The following is a 16,894-nucleotide window of genomic DNA, read 5'->3' on the forward strand; positions in this document are numbered from 1 at the left end:
CTTGTCTTCGCACGAATCTCTCTTTGATTACGAAGCGACGTTGCAGGCCTGCGCTCGCGGTGAAAAGCAGGCCTTGCAGCGTCTCTATCAACAGGAAAGCGCCCGGTTGCTCGGCGTCGCTCAGCGCTTGGTGCGTGACCGCGCGCTGGCCGAAGACATCGTGCATGACGCGTTCCTGAAAATCTGGTCCCACGCGGCCAGCTTCGATGCCTCGCGTGGTTCGGCACGTGGCTGGATCTTCAGCGTGACCCGCCACCTGGCGCTCAACACATTGCGCAACACGGCTCGCGAAGTGCGTGTCGAGGACGACGGCAGTGAAGATCATCATGAACAGGCGACACTGGAAGGCTGGCAGGAAATCGGCGATGCCTTCGATTGGCAGGTCAATCCAGGACGGATCACGTCATGCCTGGAGCAGCTGGAGCCGGTAAGACGCAACTGTGTTTTTCACGCGTACGTGGACGGTTATTCGCATCAGGAAATCGCGCAGAAAATTGGCGCGCCATTGGGGACGGTCAAAGCCTGGATCAAGCGTAGCCTGACGGCTTTGCGGGAGTGCATGGGATGACCCGGCCTTTAGACGACAACATTCACGAGCTGGCGGGCGAGTATGTACTCGGCACGCTATCGGCGCAGAAACGGCTCGAGGTAGAGCGTCGCCTGTCGCGCGAGCCCGACCTGCAGGCCGCCGTCGATGCCTGGGAACAGCGTCTGCTGCCCCTGACCGAACTGGCCGAACCGGTGATGCCCTCGCCCGGCCTGTGGGATCGTATCGAACGTAACCTGCTGGACATGACCGCGCCTGCCAGCACGCCGCAAAGACCGCGCGTTCGCTGGTGGGACAATCTGTCGATCTGGCGCGGCCTGGCCGGAGCAGGCCTGGCTGCTTCACTGGTACTGGGCATGACGCTGCTGACCCGCGCACCGGCGCAACCGTCTTATCTGGTGGTCCTCGTAGGACCGCAGGACAAGGCTCCCGGCTGGGTCGTGCAGGCCAGTAACTCGCAGGAAATACAGCTTATCCCGCTGGGCGTGTTCGAGGTTCCGACCGACAAGGCGCTGGAGTTCTGGACCAAGGGTGACGACTGGCAAGGCCCGGTTTCGCTTGGGCTGGTCAAGCCGGGAGAGAGCCTGCATGTGCCGCTGGATAAACTGCCGCCGCTGCAACCCAACCAGTTGTTCGAGCTGACACTGGAGAAATCCACTGGCTCGCCAATCGGCAAACCCACCGGGCCGATTCAGTTCATCGGCCGGGCGGTGAAGGTGATCTGACGCGAAGGTCGCCTACTTGCGGCTGCAGTCGTCCTGTTGCAGCAGGTTGGCCTGGGTCAGGTTGCAGTCTGCCGGTACGCTGCGCGTCAGCCAGACATTGCCGCCGATGGTCGAACCCTTGCCGATGGTGATGCGACCCAGAATGGTCGCACCCGCGTAGATCACCACGTCGTCTTCAACGATTGGATGCCGTGCGTGGCCTTTCTGCAACTGACCGTCCTCGTCCGACGGGAAGCGCTTGGCGCCCAGGGTCACGGCCTGATAGATCCGCACCCGCTCGCCGATGATCGCGGTTTCGCCAATCACCACGCCTGTTCCGTGATCGATAAAGAAGCTCGGGCCGATCTGCGCACCCGGATGAATATCGATACCGGTCGCCGAATGGGCGATTTCCGAGCTGATACGCGCCAGCAACGGCAAGCCGGCGCGATACAGATAATGCGCCAGCCGATGGTGGATCACCGCCAGAATGCCGGGATAGCACAGCAGCACTTCATCGACACTGCGCGCCGCAGGGTCGCCGTGATAGGCGGCCAGCACGTCGGTGTCCAGCAACAGACGAATACCCGGCAGGGCCATGGCGAAACCCTGGATCAGCTCGAGTGCTCGCGCATCGATGCTCTTCAGGTCACCGCCCTGCTGATGGGCCACATAGCGCAATTCAAGCCGGGCCTGAGCCAGCAGTGCGTTGAGCGCCACATCCAGCGTATGGCCGACATAGAAGTCCTCGCTTTCCTCACGCAGGTCCACCGGGCCCAGGCGCATCGGGAACAGTGCGCCGCTCAAGGCTTCAAGAATCTCGCCCATGGCCGCACGCGAAGGCAGCTCACGCCCACCGTGTTCACCGCTCACTCGCCTGTTGCGAGCCCGCCAGTCTTCACGCGCGCTGCGCAACTGGCTGACGATGCGCTGCAACTGCCAGTGGCTGGAGCGGCCGTCGGCGGACGCTTCTGGAATATCGCTCACGCTTGACTCTCCTTGATGTAAAGGGTGGCGACCGACAGTACGGGCCGCTGCTGTTGCCACTCTACGGCAAACATTCAGACGAAAAAAACAACAATTTCTGTCGGAATACGCGAAGAGAGCCGTGCGCACAGATAAGTTGCCGTGCGAGAAACGTCTGCCTATAGTCCGCTGACTCTTTACACGGCTTATCGACCACCATGATCAAAAATCAGCTTGCCCGCTTCAATCGCCTGGACCTGATCAGCGCGCCAACGGCTCTGGAAAAGCTCGAGCGCCTGTCGGTCTGGGCAGATCGTGATATCTACATCAAGCGGGATGACACCACGACGCTGGCCCTGGGCGGCAACAAGGTGCGCAAACTCGAGTACCTGGCCGCCGATGCGCTGGCCCAGGGTGCCGACACACTGATCACCGCCGGGGCCATCCAGTCCAACCATGTCCGCCAGACCGCAGCGCTGGCCGCGCGCCTGGGCCTGGGCTGTGTGGCGCTGCTGGAAAACCCCATCGGCACCGAAGACCCCAGTTACCTGAAAAACGGCAACCGCCTGCTGCTGGAGCTGTTCGATGCCAAGGTCGAGCTGGTGGAAAACCTCGACAACGCCGACGAGCAACTGCACGCCCTGGCAGCACGCCTGCGTTCCAGCGGCAAAAAGCCTTATCTGGTGCCCATCGGTGGCTCGAGCCCGGTGGGGGCGCTGGGTTATGTGCGCGCGGGGCTGGAACTGGCCGAGCAGATCAAGCAGACCGGCATCGAGTTTGCGGCCGTCGTTCTGGCCTCCGGCAGTGCCGGCACGCACAGCGGTCTGGCGCTGGCTCTGGCTCACGAGCTGCCGCAATTGCCGGTCATCGGCGTGACCGTGTCGCGCAGTGAAGAAGCACAGTTGCCCAAGGTTCAGGGCCTGGCCGAGCGCACCGCAGAGTTGCTCGGCGCTCCGTTGCCCCAACACTTCAAGGTCGAACTGTGGGATGAGTATTTCGCGCCACGGTATGGCGAACCGAATGCCGGCACGCTGTCAGCCATCAAGCTGGCGGCCAGCCACGAAGGGCTGTTGCTCGACCCGGTCTACACCGGCAAGGCCATGTCCGGTCTGCTCGATGGTATCGGTCGTCAACGCTTTAACGACGGCCCACTGATCTTTCTGCACACCGGCGGTGCGCCAGCGCTGTTTGCCTATCCGGATGCGTTCGACCAGTGACGTTTCAGCCAACGGGTCCTTTATGCTTTTGTGGAGGGAAAATAACTTTTTTTGTTATTTTTCCTCATAAGCTGATGGCTATATAGTCGCGCCCGGCAGACCACAACGCTTAACCTTACACCTGACGTAACTGCCTGAAAAAAAGCTGAATAATCAGCACGAAGTTGCTTGAGTCGGGTCAGAAAATGGCCAGACACTTCCACACCAACAAGGGGCTTGCATGAACATTTCCGCTATTCGTCGTACGTTTCTTTTCTCGGCAATGGGCTTGATGCTCAATGCCGGTATCGCCGGGCAAGCCATGGCTGGCGAGCAACTGCAGAAAATCAAGGACAGCGGTACGCTCAATGTAGGCCTGGAAGGCACTTACCCACCGTTCAGCTTCGTCGATGAGAGCGGCAAGCTCACCGGCTTCGAAGTCGAGTTTTCCGAAGCGCTGGCCAAGGAACTGGGCGTGAAGGCCAAGATCCAGCCGTCGAAATGGGATGGCATCCTGGCCGCTCTGGACTCCAAGCGTCTGGATGTGGTGATCAACCAGGTGACCATCTCCGACGAGCGCAAGAAGAAGTACGACTTCTCCGAGCCCTACACCGTGTCCGGCATTCAGGCGCTGGTTCTGAAGACGAACGAAGACAAGATCAAGACAGCCACAGACCTGACCGGCAAGAAGGTCGGTGTGGGCCTGGGCACCAACTACGAGGAATGGCTCAAGGCGAACGTTCCGGGCGCGATCGTCAAAACCTATGACGATGACCCGAGCAAGATCCAGGACCTGAGTGTAGGTCGTATCGATGCGATCCTCGTTGACCGTCTGGCCGCCCTGGAAATGGCTGCCAAAACGAAAAACAAACTCGTCCCTGCAGGCGACGCATTCTCCCGCCAGGAATCGGGCATTGCCCTGCGCAAAGGCGAGCCTGAATTGCTGGCGGCCATCGACAAGGCCATCGACAAGCTGCGTGCCGACGGTACGCTGAAGAAATTGTCGGAAAAGTACTTCAACGCTGACGTCACCAAATGATTGAAGAGAGCCTTCAGCTCGCGCTGGACTCCGCGCCCTTCCTCCTCAAGGGCGCGTACTACACCGTCTTCCTCAGTATTGGCGGGATGTTTTTCGGTTTGCTGCTGGGCTTCGGCCTGGCCTTGATGCGCCTCTCGCGCATCAAACCGGTGAACTGGATAGCACGCATCTACGTGTCGTTCTTTCGCGGCACGCCCTTGCTGGTGCAGCTGTTCGTGATTTATTACGGCCTGCCGGAGCTGGGTATCCAGCTCGAACCGCTGAGCGCTGCGCTGATCGGTTTTTCCCTGAACATGGCCGCTTACGCCTGCGAAATCCTGCGCGCGGCCATCAGTTCGGTGGAGCGCGGCCAGTGGGAAGCCGCGGCCAGTATCGGCATGACCCGCTGGCAGACCATGCGTCGGGCGATCCTCCCGCAGGCCGCACGCACCGCATTGCCGCCACTGGGCAACAGCTTCATCTCGCTGGTCAAGGACACGGCGCTGGCAGCCACCATCCAGGTGCCGGAGCTGTTCCGTCAGGCGCAGTTGATCACCGCACGCACCTTCGAAATTTTCACCATGTACCTGGCCGCTGCACTGATCTACTGGATCCTTGCCACGGCGCTCTCGCACCTGCAAAACAAGCTGGAAGCCAGGGTCAACCGGCACGATCTGGAGACCTGACACATGATAGTGGTTGAAAAACTCACCAAGGCATTCAAGGGCAATGAGGTGCTCAAGGGCATTGATCTGCGTATCGAAGCCGGGGAAGTGGTGGCCATCATCGGGCCCAGCGGCTCGGGCAAGACCACCCTGCTGCGCTGCCTGAATCTGCTGGAAACGCCTGACAGCGGCAGGATCAAGGTCGGTGACATCGAGATTGATGGCACCCGCTCCATGAACCAGCAACAGGGGTTGATCCGCCAGTTGCGTCAGCAGGTCGGGTTCGTGTTTCAGAACTTCAATCTGTTTCCGCATCGCACCGCACTGGAAAATGTCATCGAAGGTCCGGTGGTGGTCAAGAAGGTGGCCCGCGAAGCCGCCGAGGCGCTGGGCAGAAAGCTGCTCGCCAAGGTCGGCCTGAGCGGCAAGGAAGACGCTTACCCGCGACGCCTTTCCGGCGGGCAGCAACAGCGCGTGGCGATTGCACGGGCGCTGGCGATGGAGCCGCAAGTGATCCTGTTCGACGAGCCGACCTCGGCTCTGGACCCGGAGCTGGTCGGCGAGGTGCTGACCACCATCCGCGCGCTGGCTGAAGAGAACCGCACCATGGTCATCGTCACTCACGAGATGAGCTTTGCCCGGGACGTCGCCAACCGGGTGATCTTCATCGACAAGGGAGTGATCGTGGAGCAAGGCGAAGCCAAGGCGCTGTTCGCCAACCCGAAAGAAGAACGCACCAGGCAGTTTCTTGAGCGTACCCGCTCCTGATCAGGACGATCAGCATCTGCAAAAAGCAGCGTCCATCCAGCGGCGCTGCTTTTTTCTTACATTTCCGGAAGGACTAATCGTTCAATATCCTTGCTGAATTCCCGCGTAATTTCCCGAAAAATCATCGAAATAATAAAATTAGCCCACGTCCTTCCTGCTCCTTGATTCGTAGCCGGGCGCGCCACTGCGCGTCCGTGTTGCCAGACTTTTCCTTCCGGACACTCTGCTGTCGGTTACGGCCTGTTGCCATTGATACTTTGTGGTAGGACGGTTGTTTCGTGAGGAGTCAACGGTTCCAAACACACAGCGTAGGAAGTATCCGGTTTTCAAGTAAACAGTCCTTAAATGCACTTCGCACATTGACAAGTTCCCGCAAAGCCCATTAGCTCACCTACTTCACGCATTTCAGTGGGGCAGTAAAGTTTCAAGCACACCTTTAATACCGTTTGTAATGTTTGCCATAGCTTGGATATTTAAGGTAATTATCCCCCTGCCTGAAACGCACACTTCATTACTTGAACATGACAACTTATGACGATTCTTTACTTGAACTATTGATTATCTGGAGTACCCCGACATGCGTCAAAATACTTGCAACGCCAGCCCCTTGGGCTTGCCTATCCCTTCTGTTCCGCTGGCCAGCCGACATGGCATAGGCGTGAGGAACGCCTCTCAACTCGTTGTTCATGTTGAACCCTATGGCAGCATGGAAGAGGGCGATCTGATCGAACTGTTCTGGGACGGCTGTTACGTCGCGTCAACAATTTTGAAGGCATCCGACGTCGGCAAGCCTGTCGTCCTACGTGTGCCGGAAAGTTTTCTGCAGAATGGCAAGGCGAGGACTTACTACCGGGTCATGAAGATAGGCGGAGTGCCTGTGACCTCGCCCTGCCGCAAGCTATGGGTCAAGCTGAACGCACCGGGAGGGCGGCTGGTCAGCGCCAACACGGAAGAAAACCAGGGGCTGGCGCCACTCTATGTTGCGCCATCGGTCATACGCCACGGACTCTCGCGCAGGCACCTGGAAGGCGGCTTGCCGATGACCATCGAGCCTTATCTGAACATGGCTGTTCACGACGAGATCACCGTGCGCTGGGGTGATCTGCGCATGGACCTGCCGCCGCTCACTGCCGACGATATCGGTGAGCCGGTCGACCTGGTCGTACCGCCTGAGTTGATACGCGAAGGCGGAGACGAACAACGGCTGGAAGTGAGTTACTGTGTTATCGACCGGGTGGGCAACAACTCGCTCTGGGCGCCACCCCGAATAATAAGGATCCAACCGCTGGGCCATTGAATGCCTGACGACGGCAAGTCGGACAAACCGCATCACTCGACAATACTGTTCAATGGACAACACCGCACGGACCATTCTAAAAACGAAGCGTTAGTTATTCACGCTCATTACCTGCATTAAACATTGGCCACGCGTGTAAGAAAGTTCAACGTCGCTCCGGCATACGCCGTGTTTCATCCGTACTTGGCTCTGCGCAGACGTCTAACATCGTGCGTTACGCGAGGTGAGGATATGAAGCGGCATTGGCGACTGACAATAACTGTCTATGCTTATTCCAAAAAGCACGTTTTAAAAACTTTTATACACGCTTAGGGTATATGCACCGGACCACCGGACATCGTGATGTTTTCCAGCCGCACCTGATGCGGCCTACTGCTACGAGGTTCCGATGGTCCCTTTCACAACTACCCCTGTGGATAAACCCAGGGTCGTATCGATTGACGGTGAGCGACGCGAGTCTGATCCGGCGACGGTAGCGACCCAACGCGTCGAGGCTTCACAAGAGCCTGACGCTGCTCCCCGCCTGCTGAAGGCCACCGTGTTGCAAAACGACGCGCAAGCCATTGCAGCAGCCCATGAACTGGCCGCAGCCGCACAGATCAATGCTGCCAATCGTGACAGACAACGTGCCTTGCCATGGGCTGAAATCGAACAGTTCACTCGCAGCGGACTGGGCAGTATTTCCGTCCCGCGCGCATACGGCGGCCCGCAAGTATCGTTCGTCACAGTGGCTGAAGTCTTCCGGATCATTTCTGCTGCCGACCCGGCACTGGGACAAATTCCGCAAAACCAGTTCGGCATTCTGCATCTGCTGCAGGGCAGCGCCACCGAGCAACAGAAGAAAACACTGTTCCAGAGCGTGCTGGACGGTTGGCGCATCGGCAACGCCGGGCCCGAGCGCGGCACCAAAAACACACTGGAACTCAAGGCACGGATCACCGCCAATGGCGACCGCCTGGCCATCACCGGACAGAAGTTCTACTCCACCGGCGCGTTGTTCGCGCATTGGGTTGCCGTCAAGGCGCTGGATGACCAGGGACGGCAGATCATGGCCTTCGTCCAGCGGGGCACACCGGGCCTGCGCATCGTTGATGACTGGTCGGGCTTTGGCCAGCGCACCACCGCCAGCGGCACGGTGCAGCTCGACAACGTGCCGGTGGACGCCGGGCTGGTGGTCGATAACTGGCGCCTGTCCCTGACGCCGAACATTCAGGGTGCCGTTTCGCAACTGATCCAGGCCGCCATCGATGCGGGCATAGCGCGCGGGGCCATCGACGATGCGATAGCTTTTGTACGCGAGAAATCCCGTCCGTGGATCGACGCCAACGTCGAGCGCGCCAGCGATGACCTCTATGTGATCGCCGACATCGGCAAGCTGAAACTCGAACTGCACGCCGCAGAAGCGCTGCTGCGCAAGGCGGGCCAGGAACTCGACGAAATCAGCGCTGCGCCTATCGATGAGCAATCGGCAGCCCGCGCCTCCATTGCAGTGGCGCGGGCCAAAGTCCTGACCACCGAGATCTCGCTGCTGGCCAGCGAGAAGCTGTTCGAACTGGCCGGTAGCCGCGCGACCCTGGCCGAGTTCAATCTCGACCGCCACTGGCGCAACGCGCGCGTCCACACCCTGCATGACCCGGTGCGCTGGAAATACCACGCGGTCGGCACGTGGCATTTGAACGGCACCCTGCCTGCTCGCCATTCCTGGATCTGAACCAGACCACTGGAGAACACCCTTCATGAGTTTCAACCCAAAAGCGCGCGCTAACGCAGCGCTGATCACCAGTGACGCTCAGGCCCTGCACACAGCCCGCGAACTGGCCCTGCAATTGAAAACCGACAGCGCGCAACGCGATCGCGAACGCCGTTTGCCGCATGCCGAACTGGACCTGTTCAGCCAGTCCGGTCTGTGGGGCATCAGTGTGCCGCAAGCCTTCGGCGGCGCGGGTGTTTCCAATGTCACGCTGGCCAAGGTGATCCAGCTGATTTCCGAAGCCGATGGCTCGCTGGGCCAGATTCCGCAAAACCACTTTTACGCCCTGGAAGTGCTGCGCGTGAACGGCAGTCCGGAACAACAGGCGCGCTTGTACGCCGAGGCACTGGCGGGCGTACGCTTCGGCAATGCGCTGGCCGAACTGGGGACCAGAACCGCACATGACCGCACCACTCGCCTGAGCCGCGACGGGGACGGTTATTGCATCAACGGCCGCAAGTTCTACGCCACCGGCGCGCTGTACGCGCAACGCATTCCCACCTCGGTGATTGACGACGAGGGTGTGCAGCAACTGGTGTTCGTGCCGCATGACAGCGAGGGGCTCAGCGTCATCGACGACTGGAGCGGTTTCGGGCAGCGCACCACGGGCAGCGGCTCGGTGGTGTTCGACAATGTGTATGTCAGCGCCCGCGATGTGGTGCCGTTCCAGAGCGCCTTCCAGCGCCCCACCACGGTCGGGCCACTGGCGCAGATTCTCCATGCGGCGATCGACACCGGCATTGCCCGCGCAGCCTTCGAGGACGCCCTGACGTTCGTGCGGACGCGTACCCGGCCATGGATCGATTCGGGTATTGAAAAGGCCGTGGATGACCCGCTGACGCTGCACAGCTTCGGCAAGCTGGGTATTCGCCTGCACGCCGCCGAAGCACTGCTCGAGCGCGCCGGAGAGTTTCTCGATGTCGCTCAGGCCGACAGCAATGCCGAAACCGTCGCCGCGGCCTCGATAGCCGTGGCCGAAGCGCGCGCCATCAGCACGGAGATTTCCCTGGCCGCCGGCAGCACGCTGTTCGAACTGGCGGGCAGTCAATCCACGCTGGCGGAACACGGCCTGGATCGCCACTGGCGCAATGCGCGCGTTCATACGCTGCACGACCCGGTACGCTGGAAGTTTCACGCCATCGGCAATTACTACCTCAACGACACTAATCCTCCCCTGCGGGGGACGATCTGATGGCGGGTAAAAAGATCCTCCTCAACGCGTTCAACATGAACTGCATCGGCCATATCAACCATGGCCTGTGGACCCATCCACGGGACACATCGACGCAATTCAACAGCCTTGAGTACTGGACTGACCTGGCGAAACTGCTCGAACGCGGGTTGTTCGACGGCCTGTTCATCGCCGACATCGTGGGCGTGTATGACGTGTATCAGAACTCGGTGGACGTTACCCTCAAGGAGGCGATCCAGTTGCCGGTCAACGACCCACTGCTGCTGGTCTCGGCGATGGCAGGGGTCACGAAACACCTGGGCTTCGGCCTGACCGCCAACCTGACCTACGACGCGCCCTATCTGTTCGCCAGGCGCATGTCGACGCTGGATCACCTGAGCCGTGGCCGGGTGGGCTGGAACATTGTCACCGGCTACCTCGACAGCGCGGCGCGGGCCATGGGCCTCAGCGAGCAGAACGAGCATGACCGCCGTTATGATCAGGCCGACGAGTACCTGGAGGTGCTGTACAAGCTCTGGGAAGGCAGTTGGGAAGACGATGCCGTGATCAATGATCGCGAGCAGCGCGTCTACGCCCAGCCGGGCAAGGTGCATAAGGTCCGGCACCAGGGCGAGTTCTATCAGGTCGAGGGTTATCACCTCTGCGAACCGTCGCCGCAACGCACGCCGGTGCTGTTTCAGGCCGGCAGTTCGGAGCGCGGCCTGCAGTTTGCGGGACAGAACGCCGAATGCGTTTTCATCAGCGGGCAGAACAAGGCAGCGACCCGCGAGCAGGTCGACAAGGTGCGCGCCAGTGCCGTGCAGGCCGGGCGCAACCCGGACGACATCAAAGTGTTCATGGGCCTGAACGTGATCGTCGCGGCCACCGAAGCACTGGCTAGGGAGAAGCACGCCGAATACCGCCGCCATGCCAGCGCCGAAGCCGGCGTGGCGCACTTCGCCGCGTCCACGGGCATCGATTTTTCTGAGTACGAACTCGACGAACCCATTCAGTACGTGAAAAACAACGCCATTCAATCGGCGACCAGGAACCTGAAAAACAACGACTGGACGCGCCAGAAACTGCTCGACCAGCACGCCTTGGGCGGCCGTTACATCACCTTGATCGGCTCGCCCGAACAGGTCGCCGACGAACTGGAGTCATGGATCGACGAAACCGGCCTGGACGGCTTCAACCTGACCCGCATCGTCACCCCGGAAAGTTACGAGGACTTCATTGACCTGGTGATCCCGGAACTGCAACGCCGCGGCTCATACAAGACCGCTTACGAAGAAGGCAGCCTGCGCAAAAAACTGTTTCCGGAAGGCACCGACCGTTTACCGCAACGGCATGGGGGGGCGGCACACCGGCCTATTTGATGACGACATGCGCCCCACGCCGAAGCACTTGGCGTTGTACACAGTTTTTGTGGGAGCGAGCTTGCTCGCGAAAGCGATTGCCCAGACGCCCTGCTTTCTGCGGCTGCACTGGCCTATTCGCGAGCAAGCTCGCTCCCACAGGACCGGTGCGCTGCGGGGGATGCACACCGGCGTTGATGACGACATGCGCCCCATGCTGAAGCGCCTGGCGTTGTACACAGTTTTTGTGGGAGCGATGCGCTGCGGGGGATCCACACCGGCGTAGTTGATGAAGACATGCGCCCCACGCCGAAGCACTTGGCGTTGTACACAGATTTTGTGGGAGCGAGCTTGCTCGCGAAAGCGATTGCCCAGACGCCCTGCTTTCTGCGGCTGCACTGGCCTATTCGCGAGCAAGCTCGCTCCCACAGGACCGATGCGCTGCGGGGGATACACACCGGCGTAATTGATGACGACATGCGCACCTACGCTGAAGCACTTGGCGTTGTACGCAGATTTGGTGGGAGCGAGCTTGCTCGCGAAAGCGATTGCCCAGACGCCCTGTTTTCTGCGGCTGCACTGGCCTATTCGCGAGCAAGCTCGCTCCCACAGGGCCGATGCGCTGCGGGGATACACACCGGCGTAATTGATGACGACATGCGCACCTACGCCGAAGCACTTGGCGTTGTACACAGATTTTGTGGGAGCGAGCTTGCTCGCGAAAGCGATTGGCCAGACGCCCTGCTCTCTGTGGCTGCACTGGCCTATTCGCGAGCAAGCTCGCTCCCACAGGGCCTATGCGCTAAGTGGGATGCACACCGGCGTAGTTGATGATGACATGCGCGCCCACGCTGAAGCGCCTGGCGTTGTACACAGATTTTGTGGGAGCGAGCTTGCTCGCGAAAGCGATTGGCCAGACGCCCTGTTTTCTGCGGCTGCACTGGCCTATTCGCGAGCAAGCTCGCTCCCACAGGGCCGATGCGCTGCGGGGATACACACCGGCGTAATTGATGACGACATGCGCACCTACGCCGAAGCACTTGGCGTTGTACACAGATTTTGTGGGAGCGAGCTTGCTCGCGAAAGCGATTGGCCAGACGCCCTGCTCTCTGTGGCTGCACTGGCCTATTCGCGAGCAAGCTCGCTCCCACAGGGCCTATGCGCTAAGTGGGATGCACACCGGCGTAATTGATGACGACATGCGCGCCCACGCTAAAGCGCTTGGCGTTGTACACAGTTTTTGTGGGAGCGAGCTTGCTCGCGAAAGCGATTGCCCAGACGCCTTGTTTTCTGCGGCTGCACTGGCCTATTCGCGAGCAAGCTCGCTCCCACAGGACCGGTGCGCTGCGGGGGATGTACACCGGCGTAATTAATGACGACATGCGCCCCCACGCCGAAGCACTTGGCGTTGTACACAGTTTTTGTGGGAGCGAGCTTGCTCGCGAAAGCGATTGTCCAGACGCCCTGCTTTCTGCGGCTGCACTGGCCTATTCGCGAGCAAGCTCGCTCCCACAGGATCGATAAGCGCAAGACGTGGGAACGAGACTTAGGTATTTTTAAAAGGACCACATCATGAGCAAAACCCTCGCTGCACTGGCCCTCGGCCTGTTGACCCTGACCGCTTACGCTGACGATAAACCCCTGAAAGTCGGGACCACGGCAGCCTTCGCGATACCGCTGGAAGCCGCTGTCGAAGAGGCTGGCAAGCAGGGCCTGAAGGTCGAGCTGGTCGAGTTCACCGACTGGATCGCGCCCAACGTCAGCCTCGCTGCCGGCGATATCGACGTGAATTATTTTCAGCACATCCCGTTCCTGACCAATGCCAACGAAGCCGCTGGCTTCGGTTTGGTGCCTTACGCACCGGGGATCATCAACAACGTAGGTCTGTACTCGAAAAAGTACAAAAGCTTCGATGAGCTGCCGACCGGCGCCACCGTGGCCATCGCCAATGACCCGATCAACAGCGGACGCGGCCTGCAACTGCTGGCCAAGGCCGGGCTGATCACGCTCAAGGAAGGTGTTGGTTACAAGGCCACCGAAGAAGACATCACGGCCAACCCAAAAAAACTCAAGCTCATACAGGTCGAAGCCGTGCAACTGGTGCGAGCCTACGACGATGCCGATCTGGTGCAGGGCTACCCCGCCTACATCCGTCTGGCCAAGACCTTTCCCGCTGACTCGGCGATCCTGTTCGACGGCCTGGACCACCCGGAATACGTGATTCAGTTCGTGATCAAGCCTGATCACAAGGATGACCCGCGGCTGGCGAAATTCGTCGACATTTACCAGCACTCGCCGGTCGTCCGCGCTTCGCTGGACAAGGTCAACGGCAAGCTTTATCAGGCCGGGTGGAAAGAATGACTGCGACCGCGCAACGCCAACGGCCACTCGACACTGCGGGCGCATGTCAACGGGCGCAAGAGGCCGAGCTGCACCCGGAGCTGAATCGCGCGCATGTGCGCTTCATCAACCTGGGCAAGACCTATCACGGCAAGCAAGGCACGGTGGAGGCGCTGGGCAATATCGATCTGGCCGTCCAGCGCGGCGAGATCTTCGGCATTATCGGCCGCAGCGGCGCAGGCAAATCCTCGTTGATCCGCACCATCAATCGCCTGGAACAACCGAGCAGCGGTCGCGTATTGATCGATCAGGTGGACATCGGCGAGTTCGACGAAGACAAGCTGGTGGAGCTACGCCGACGCATCGGCATGATCTTCCAGCACTTCAACCTGATGTCGGCCAAGACCGTCTGGCAGAACGTCGAACTGCCGCTCAAGGTTGCCGGTGTGCCCAAGGAGCAACGCGCGCGCAAGGTCGCGCAGTTGCTGGAACTGGTGGGTTTGCAGGACAAGCACAAGGCGTACCCCGCGCAACTGTCCGGCGGGCAGAAACAGCGTGTCGGCATCGCCCGCGCGCTGGTACACGACCCGGCGATTCTGTTGTGCGACGAAGCCACTTCGGCGCTGGACCCGGAAACCACCCAGTCGATCCTCGGCCTGCTGCGCGAGATCAACCAGCGCCTGGGCCTGACCATCGTGCTGATCACCCATGAAATGGCGGTTATCCGTGATATCTGCCACCGCGTGGTGGTGCTGGAACAGGGGCGAGTCGTCGAGCAGGGGCCGGTATGGCAGGTGTTTGGCGACCCGCAGCACGACGTCAGCAAAACCTTGCTGGCTCCGCTGCAAACCGGGCTGCCGAAAGAGTGGGCAGAGCGCCTGAGCGATCAGCCGCAACGATCCGATGCGGCCCTGCTGCTGGACGTGCATTTCACCGGTGTCAGTGACGAAGGGCCGGATCTGGCCGCGCTGTTTGCCGCACTGGGCGGCAAGGTGCAATTGCTGCAGGGCGGCGTCGAGCGGATTCAGGAGCGGCCCATCGGGCATCTCATTCTGTCGGTTGCCGGCTCGCCACACAGCCGGGAAGAACTGCTGGCGCGCGCCCGCACACTGGCGCCACGCGCGGAGGTATTGGGTTATGTGGGTTGATCGCTTGCTGCAAGGCACCCTCGACACGTTTCTGATGGTCGGTGTGTCGTCATTGATCGCACTGCTGCTGGGCATTCCGCTGGCAGTGATTCTGGTCACCAGTTCCAAAGGCGGCATCTACGAAGCACCGGGGATCAACCGGGTGCTGGGTGGCTTCGTGAACCTGTTTCGTTCGATTCCGTTTCTGATCCTGATGGTCGCGCTGATTCCGTTCACGCGGATGATCGTCGGCACCACCTATGGCGTATGGGCAGCCGTCGTGCCGCTGACCATTGCCGCCACGCCATTCTTTGCGCGGGTCGCTGAAGTGAGCCTGCGGGAGGTCGATCATGGTCTGGTTGAGGCCGCGCAAGCGATGGGCTGTCGGCGCTGGCATATCATCTGGCATGTGCTGCTGCCGGAGGCGCGTCCCGGTATCGTCGGCGGCTTTACGATCACGCTGGTGACCATGATCAACTCATCGGCCATGGCCGGTGCCATCGGCGCAGGCGGGCTGGGCGATATTGCCTATCGCTATGGCTATCAGCGCTTCGACACGCAGGTGATGTTGACAGTGATTGTCTTGCTGGTAGCGGTCGTCGCGCTGGTGCAGCTGGGCGGGGACCGGCTGGCACGCAGCTTCGACAGGCGCTGAGCAGCCGCAACGCAGCGAGGGTATATTGGCGGTCTTCCTTTACCGGACCGCCCTTGATGAAACTCGATCCACAGACCCTTGCGCAGATCACCTCCGCGACCCTCGACAATTACAACCGCGTGGCCGACGACTTTCGCGAAGGCACCCGCGACCACGACGTCAGTCAGAACATCGACGCCCTGCTGCGGCATATCGAAGGACCGGCACCCTGGCAGATTCTCGATTTCGGCTGCGGGCCGGGCCGCGACCTGAAAACGTTTACCGCGATGGGCCATGTGGCGGTCGGGCTCGACGGGGCCGAACGTTTCGCCGAGATGGCCCGTGCCGAGACCGGTTGCGAAGTGCTGCAACAAAACTTCCTCGAACTCGACCTGCCGCACAGCCGCTTCGATGGCGTTTTCGCCAACGCGGTGCTGTTTCACATCCCCAAACAGGAGCTGCCGCGCGTCCTGCGTCAGTTGCATGACGCGCTCAAGCCGGGCGGCGTGCTGTTCAGCTCCAACCCGCGTGGTGAGAATCAGGAAGGCTGGAACGGCGAGCGTTACGGCGCTTATCACGACCTGGAATCATGGCGCACATTGCTGACCGAAGCCGGCTTTATCGAACTGGAGCATTACTACCGCCCCGCCGGATTGCCGAGAGAGCAGCAGCCGTGGCTGGCGAGTGTCTGGCGGCGTCAGTGATGTCCGGCGCTGTGCAGTCCGCGTGCTGTTACTTCTGACAGTATCGGCAAATACTCACGCGCCTTAGGATGGACTCCCATCCGCCTACGCAGGCGGCTGGCAATGGAATCCATTTGAACCGATCAAAGGAACTGATCATGGCGACCGAATTCGTGAAAAACGGCAACTTCAGCGACGATCTCAAGTACTGGGCAGCACCGGAGGGCTTTGATCCTGACTTCAAGCCGTGGCCCGCAGGGGATGGGCAGAGCATCAAACTGGATGCGACTGGAGTGACCGTAAGCCAATTTATCAATGCGCTGCCTGACTCTACCCTGCATATCGAGTTCGATGTGCATAGCGCAGACCTGAAATTAGACGAGGCGCTCTTTGTTATAGCCGTGGGAGGTTATAACAAAGAGGGCGCGCTGAATATGACACCGGTCATTGGCCTCGCCACTGAAGAGTGGGAACATTTTTCAGGCGACGTTACGTTCGGAGAAGCGCTTGAAAAATGCTTCGTGAATCTGTCGGCGCCTTCGAACACGTTCCGCTTCTCGCTCTCAAACTCAAGGCTGGCTTCACCGTACGGCCCGGTACGGTTCGCCAACCTCAGCCTGTCCACGATCGACGTCAAAGACGCAGACGAGACCGACTGATTGCCCACAGG

General features: G+C 60.3%; 16 protein-coding genes. 15 read left to right on the forward strand and 1 reads right to left on the reverse strand.

What is annotated here, in order from left to right; translation table 11 throughout:
• The first annotated feature begins 1 nt into the window (after window position 1).
• A complete protein-coding gene (locus LCH65_RS14840; RefSeq protein WP_003365926.1) occupies window positions 2-568 on the forward strand; it encodes a sigma-70 family RNA polymerase sigma factor in 567 nt (188 codons plus the stop codon).
• Window positions 565-1,272, forward strand: a complete 708-nt coding sequence (locus LCH65_RS14845) for an anti-sigma factor (RefSeq protein WP_122265761.1) — start codon at window positions 565-567, stop codon at window positions 1,270-1,272. The genes LCH65_RS14840 and LCH65_RS14845 overlap by 4 nt, the downstream gene beginning before the upstream one ends.
• Window positions 1,273-1,284: 12 nt before the next feature.
• Here LCH65_RS14845 and epsC read toward each other — a convergent pair whose 3' ends face one another.
• Window positions 1,285-2,238 (reverse strand): serine O-acetyltransferase EpsC, encoded by a 954-nt coding sequence (gene epsC, locus LCH65_RS14850; protein ID WP_003432332.1) that lies wholly within the window; start codon window positions 2,236-2,238, stop codon window positions 1,285-1,287.
• A gap of 197 nt (window positions 2,239-2,435) precedes the next feature.
• Between epsC and LCH65_RS14855 the strand changes: the two genes are divergently transcribed.
• The 13 genes from LCH65_RS14855 to LCH65_RS14915 all read left to right on the forward strand — a co-directional run bounded on the left by LCH65_RS14855 (window position 2,436) and on the right by LCH65_RS14915 (window position 16,883).
• Window positions 2,436-3,434 carry a D-cysteine desulfhydrase gene (locus LCH65_RS14855; protein ID WP_226439584.1) on the forward strand — a complete coding sequence of 333 codons (999 nt, stop codon included), beginning with the start codon at window positions 2,436-2,438 and terminating at the stop codon, window positions 3,432-3,434.
• A gap of 220 nt (window positions 3,435-3,654) precedes the next feature.
• Window positions 3,655-4,452, forward strand: coding sequence for a cystine ABC transporter substrate-binding protein (gene tcyJ / locus LCH65_RS14860; RefSeq protein ID WP_003432330.1), 798 nt, complete (start codon window positions 3,655-3,657; stop codon window positions 4,450-4,452).
• Window positions 4,449-5,117, forward strand: coding sequence for a cystine ABC transporter permease (gene tcyL, locus LCH65_RS14865; RefSeq protein ID WP_003341471.1), 669 nt, complete (start codon window positions 4,449-4,451; stop codon window positions 5,115-5,117). The genes tcyJ and tcyL overlap by 4 nt, the downstream gene beginning before the upstream one ends.
• Window positions 5,118-5,120: 3 nt before the next feature.
• Window positions 5,121-5,864 carry an L-cystine ABC transporter ATP-binding protein TcyN gene (tcyN, locus tag LCH65_RS14870; RefSeq protein ID WP_004409156.1) on the forward strand — a complete coding sequence of 248 codons (744 nt, stop codon included), beginning with the start codon at window positions 5,121-5,123 and terminating at the stop codon, window positions 5,862-5,864.
• 577 nt (window positions 5,865-6,441) lie between these two features.
• Window positions 6,442-7,161 carry a hypothetical protein gene (locus LCH65_RS14875; RefSeq protein WP_024661618.1) on the forward strand — a complete coding sequence of 240 codons (720 nt, stop codon included), beginning with the start codon at window positions 6,442-6,444 and terminating at the stop codon, window positions 7,159-7,161.
• A 538-nt stretch (window positions 7,162-7,699) separates the two neighbouring features.
• Entirely contained in the window at window positions 7,700-8,872 is a 1,173-nt protein-coding gene (locus LCH65_RS14880; protein ID WP_226439655.1) for an SfnB family sulfur acquisition oxidoreductase, read from the forward strand.
• 25 nt (window positions 8,873-8,897) lie between these two features.
• Window positions 8,898-10,103 carry an SfnB family sulfur acquisition oxidoreductase gene (locus tag LCH65_RS14885; RefSeq protein WP_226439585.1) on the forward strand — a complete coding sequence of 402 codons (1,206 nt, stop codon included), beginning with the start codon at window positions 8,898-8,900 and terminating at the stop codon, window positions 10,101-10,103.
• Complete coding sequence (locus tag LCH65_RS14890) at window positions 10,103-11,461, forward strand: LLM class flavin-dependent oxidoreductase (protein ID WP_226439586.1); 1,359 nt, start codon at window positions 10,103-10,105, stop codon at window positions 11,459-11,461. Before LCH65_RS14885 ends, LCH65_RS14890 begins: the two co-directional genes overlap by 1 nt.
• A 1,551-nt stretch (window positions 11,462-13,012) precedes the next feature.
• On the forward strand, window positions 13,013-13,801 hold the full coding sequence (locus LCH65_RS14895) for a MetQ/NlpA family ABC transporter substrate-binding protein (protein WP_003432321.1): 789 nt from the start codon (window positions 13,013-13,015) through the stop codon (window positions 13,799-13,801).
• Window positions 13,798-14,928 carry a methionine ABC transporter ATP-binding protein gene (locus LCH65_RS14900; RefSeq protein WP_096128450.1) on the forward strand — a complete coding sequence of 377 codons (1,131 nt, stop codon included), beginning with the start codon at window positions 13,798-13,800 and terminating at the stop codon, window positions 14,926-14,928. The genes LCH65_RS14895 and LCH65_RS14900 overlap by 4 nt, the downstream gene beginning before the upstream one ends.
• Window positions 14,918-15,562, forward strand: a complete 645-nt coding sequence (locus LCH65_RS14905; RefSeq protein WP_044308745.1) for a methionine ABC transporter permease — start codon at window positions 14,918-14,920, stop codon at window positions 15,560-15,562. Before LCH65_RS14900 ends, LCH65_RS14905 begins: the two co-directional genes overlap by 11 nt.
• A 56-nt stretch (window positions 15,563-15,618) precedes the next feature.
• Window positions 15,619-16,245, forward strand: coding sequence for a class I SAM-dependent methyltransferase (locus LCH65_RS14910; protein WP_096128451.1), 627 nt, complete (start codon window positions 15,619-15,621; stop codon window positions 16,243-16,245).
• Window positions 16,246-16,382: 137 nt separating this feature from the next.
• A complete protein-coding gene (locus LCH65_RS14915) occupies window positions 16,383-16,883 on the forward strand; it encodes a hypothetical protein (RefSeq protein ID WP_096128452.1) in 501 nt (166 codons plus the stop codon).
• Window positions 16,884-16,894 lie beyond the last annotated feature (11 nt).

Origin of the sequence: Pseudomonas sp. MWU16-30316 (genome assembly GCF_020515645.1) — a bacterium.
GTDB classification, from domain to species: Bacteria; Pseudomonadota; Gammaproteobacteria; order Pseudomonadales; family Pseudomonadaceae; genus Aquipseudomonas; species Aquipseudomonas cerasi.

What these genes read in the sequence shown, in the direction of transcription:
- LCH65_RS14845 (WP_122265761.1), top strand. Translation starts at nt 565, where the DNA reads ATGACCCGGCCTTTAGACGACAACATTCACGAGCTGGCGGGCGAGTAT.
- LCH65_RS14855 (WP_226439584.1), top strand. Translation starts at nt 2,436, where the DNA reads ATGATCAAAAATCAGCTTGCCCGCTTCAATCGCCTGGACCTGATCAGC.
- tcyJ (WP_003432330.1), top strand. Translation starts at nt 3,655, where the DNA reads ATGAACATTTCCGCTATTCGTCGTACGTTTCTTTTCTCGGCAATGGGC.
- tcyL (WP_003341471.1), top strand. Translation starts at nt 4,449, where the DNA reads ATGATTGAAGAGAGCCTTCAGCTCGCGCTGGACTCCGCGCCCTTCCTC.
- tcyN (WP_004409156.1), top strand. Translation starts at nt 5,121, where the DNA reads ATGATAGTGGTTGAAAAACTCACCAAGGCATTCAAGGGCAATGAGGTG.
- LCH65_RS14875 (WP_024661618.1), top strand. Translation starts at nt 6,442, where the DNA reads ATGCGTCAAAATACTTGCAACGCCAGCCCCTTGGGCTTGCCTATCCCT.
- LCH65_RS14885 (WP_226439585.1), top strand. Translation starts at nt 8,898, where the DNA reads ATGAGTTTCAACCCAAAAGCGCGCGCTAACGCAGCGCTGATCACCAGT.
- LCH65_RS14890 (WP_226439586.1), top strand. Translation starts at nt 10,103, where the DNA reads ATGGCGGGTAAAAAGATCCTCCTCAACGCGTTCAACATGAACTGCATC.
- LCH65_RS14895 (WP_003432321.1), top strand. Translation starts at nt 13,013, where the DNA reads ATGAGCAAAACCCTCGCTGCACTGGCCCTCGGCCTGTTGACCCTGACC.
- LCH65_RS14900 (WP_096128450.1), top strand. Translation starts at nt 13,798, where the DNA reads ATGACTGCGACCGCGCAACGCCAACGGCCACTCGACACTGCGGGCGCA.
- LCH65_RS14905 (WP_044308745.1), top strand. Translation starts at nt 14,918, where the DNA reads ATGTGGGTTGATCGCTTGCTGCAAGGCACCCTCGACACGTTTCTGATG.
- LCH65_RS14910 (WP_096128451.1), top strand. Translation starts at nt 15,619, where the DNA reads ATGAAACTCGATCCACAGACCCTTGCGCAGATCACCTCCGCGACCCTC.
- LCH65_RS14915 (WP_096128452.1), top strand. Translation starts at nt 16,383, where the DNA reads ATGGCGACCGAATTCGTGAAAAACGGCAACTTCAGCGACGATCTCAAG.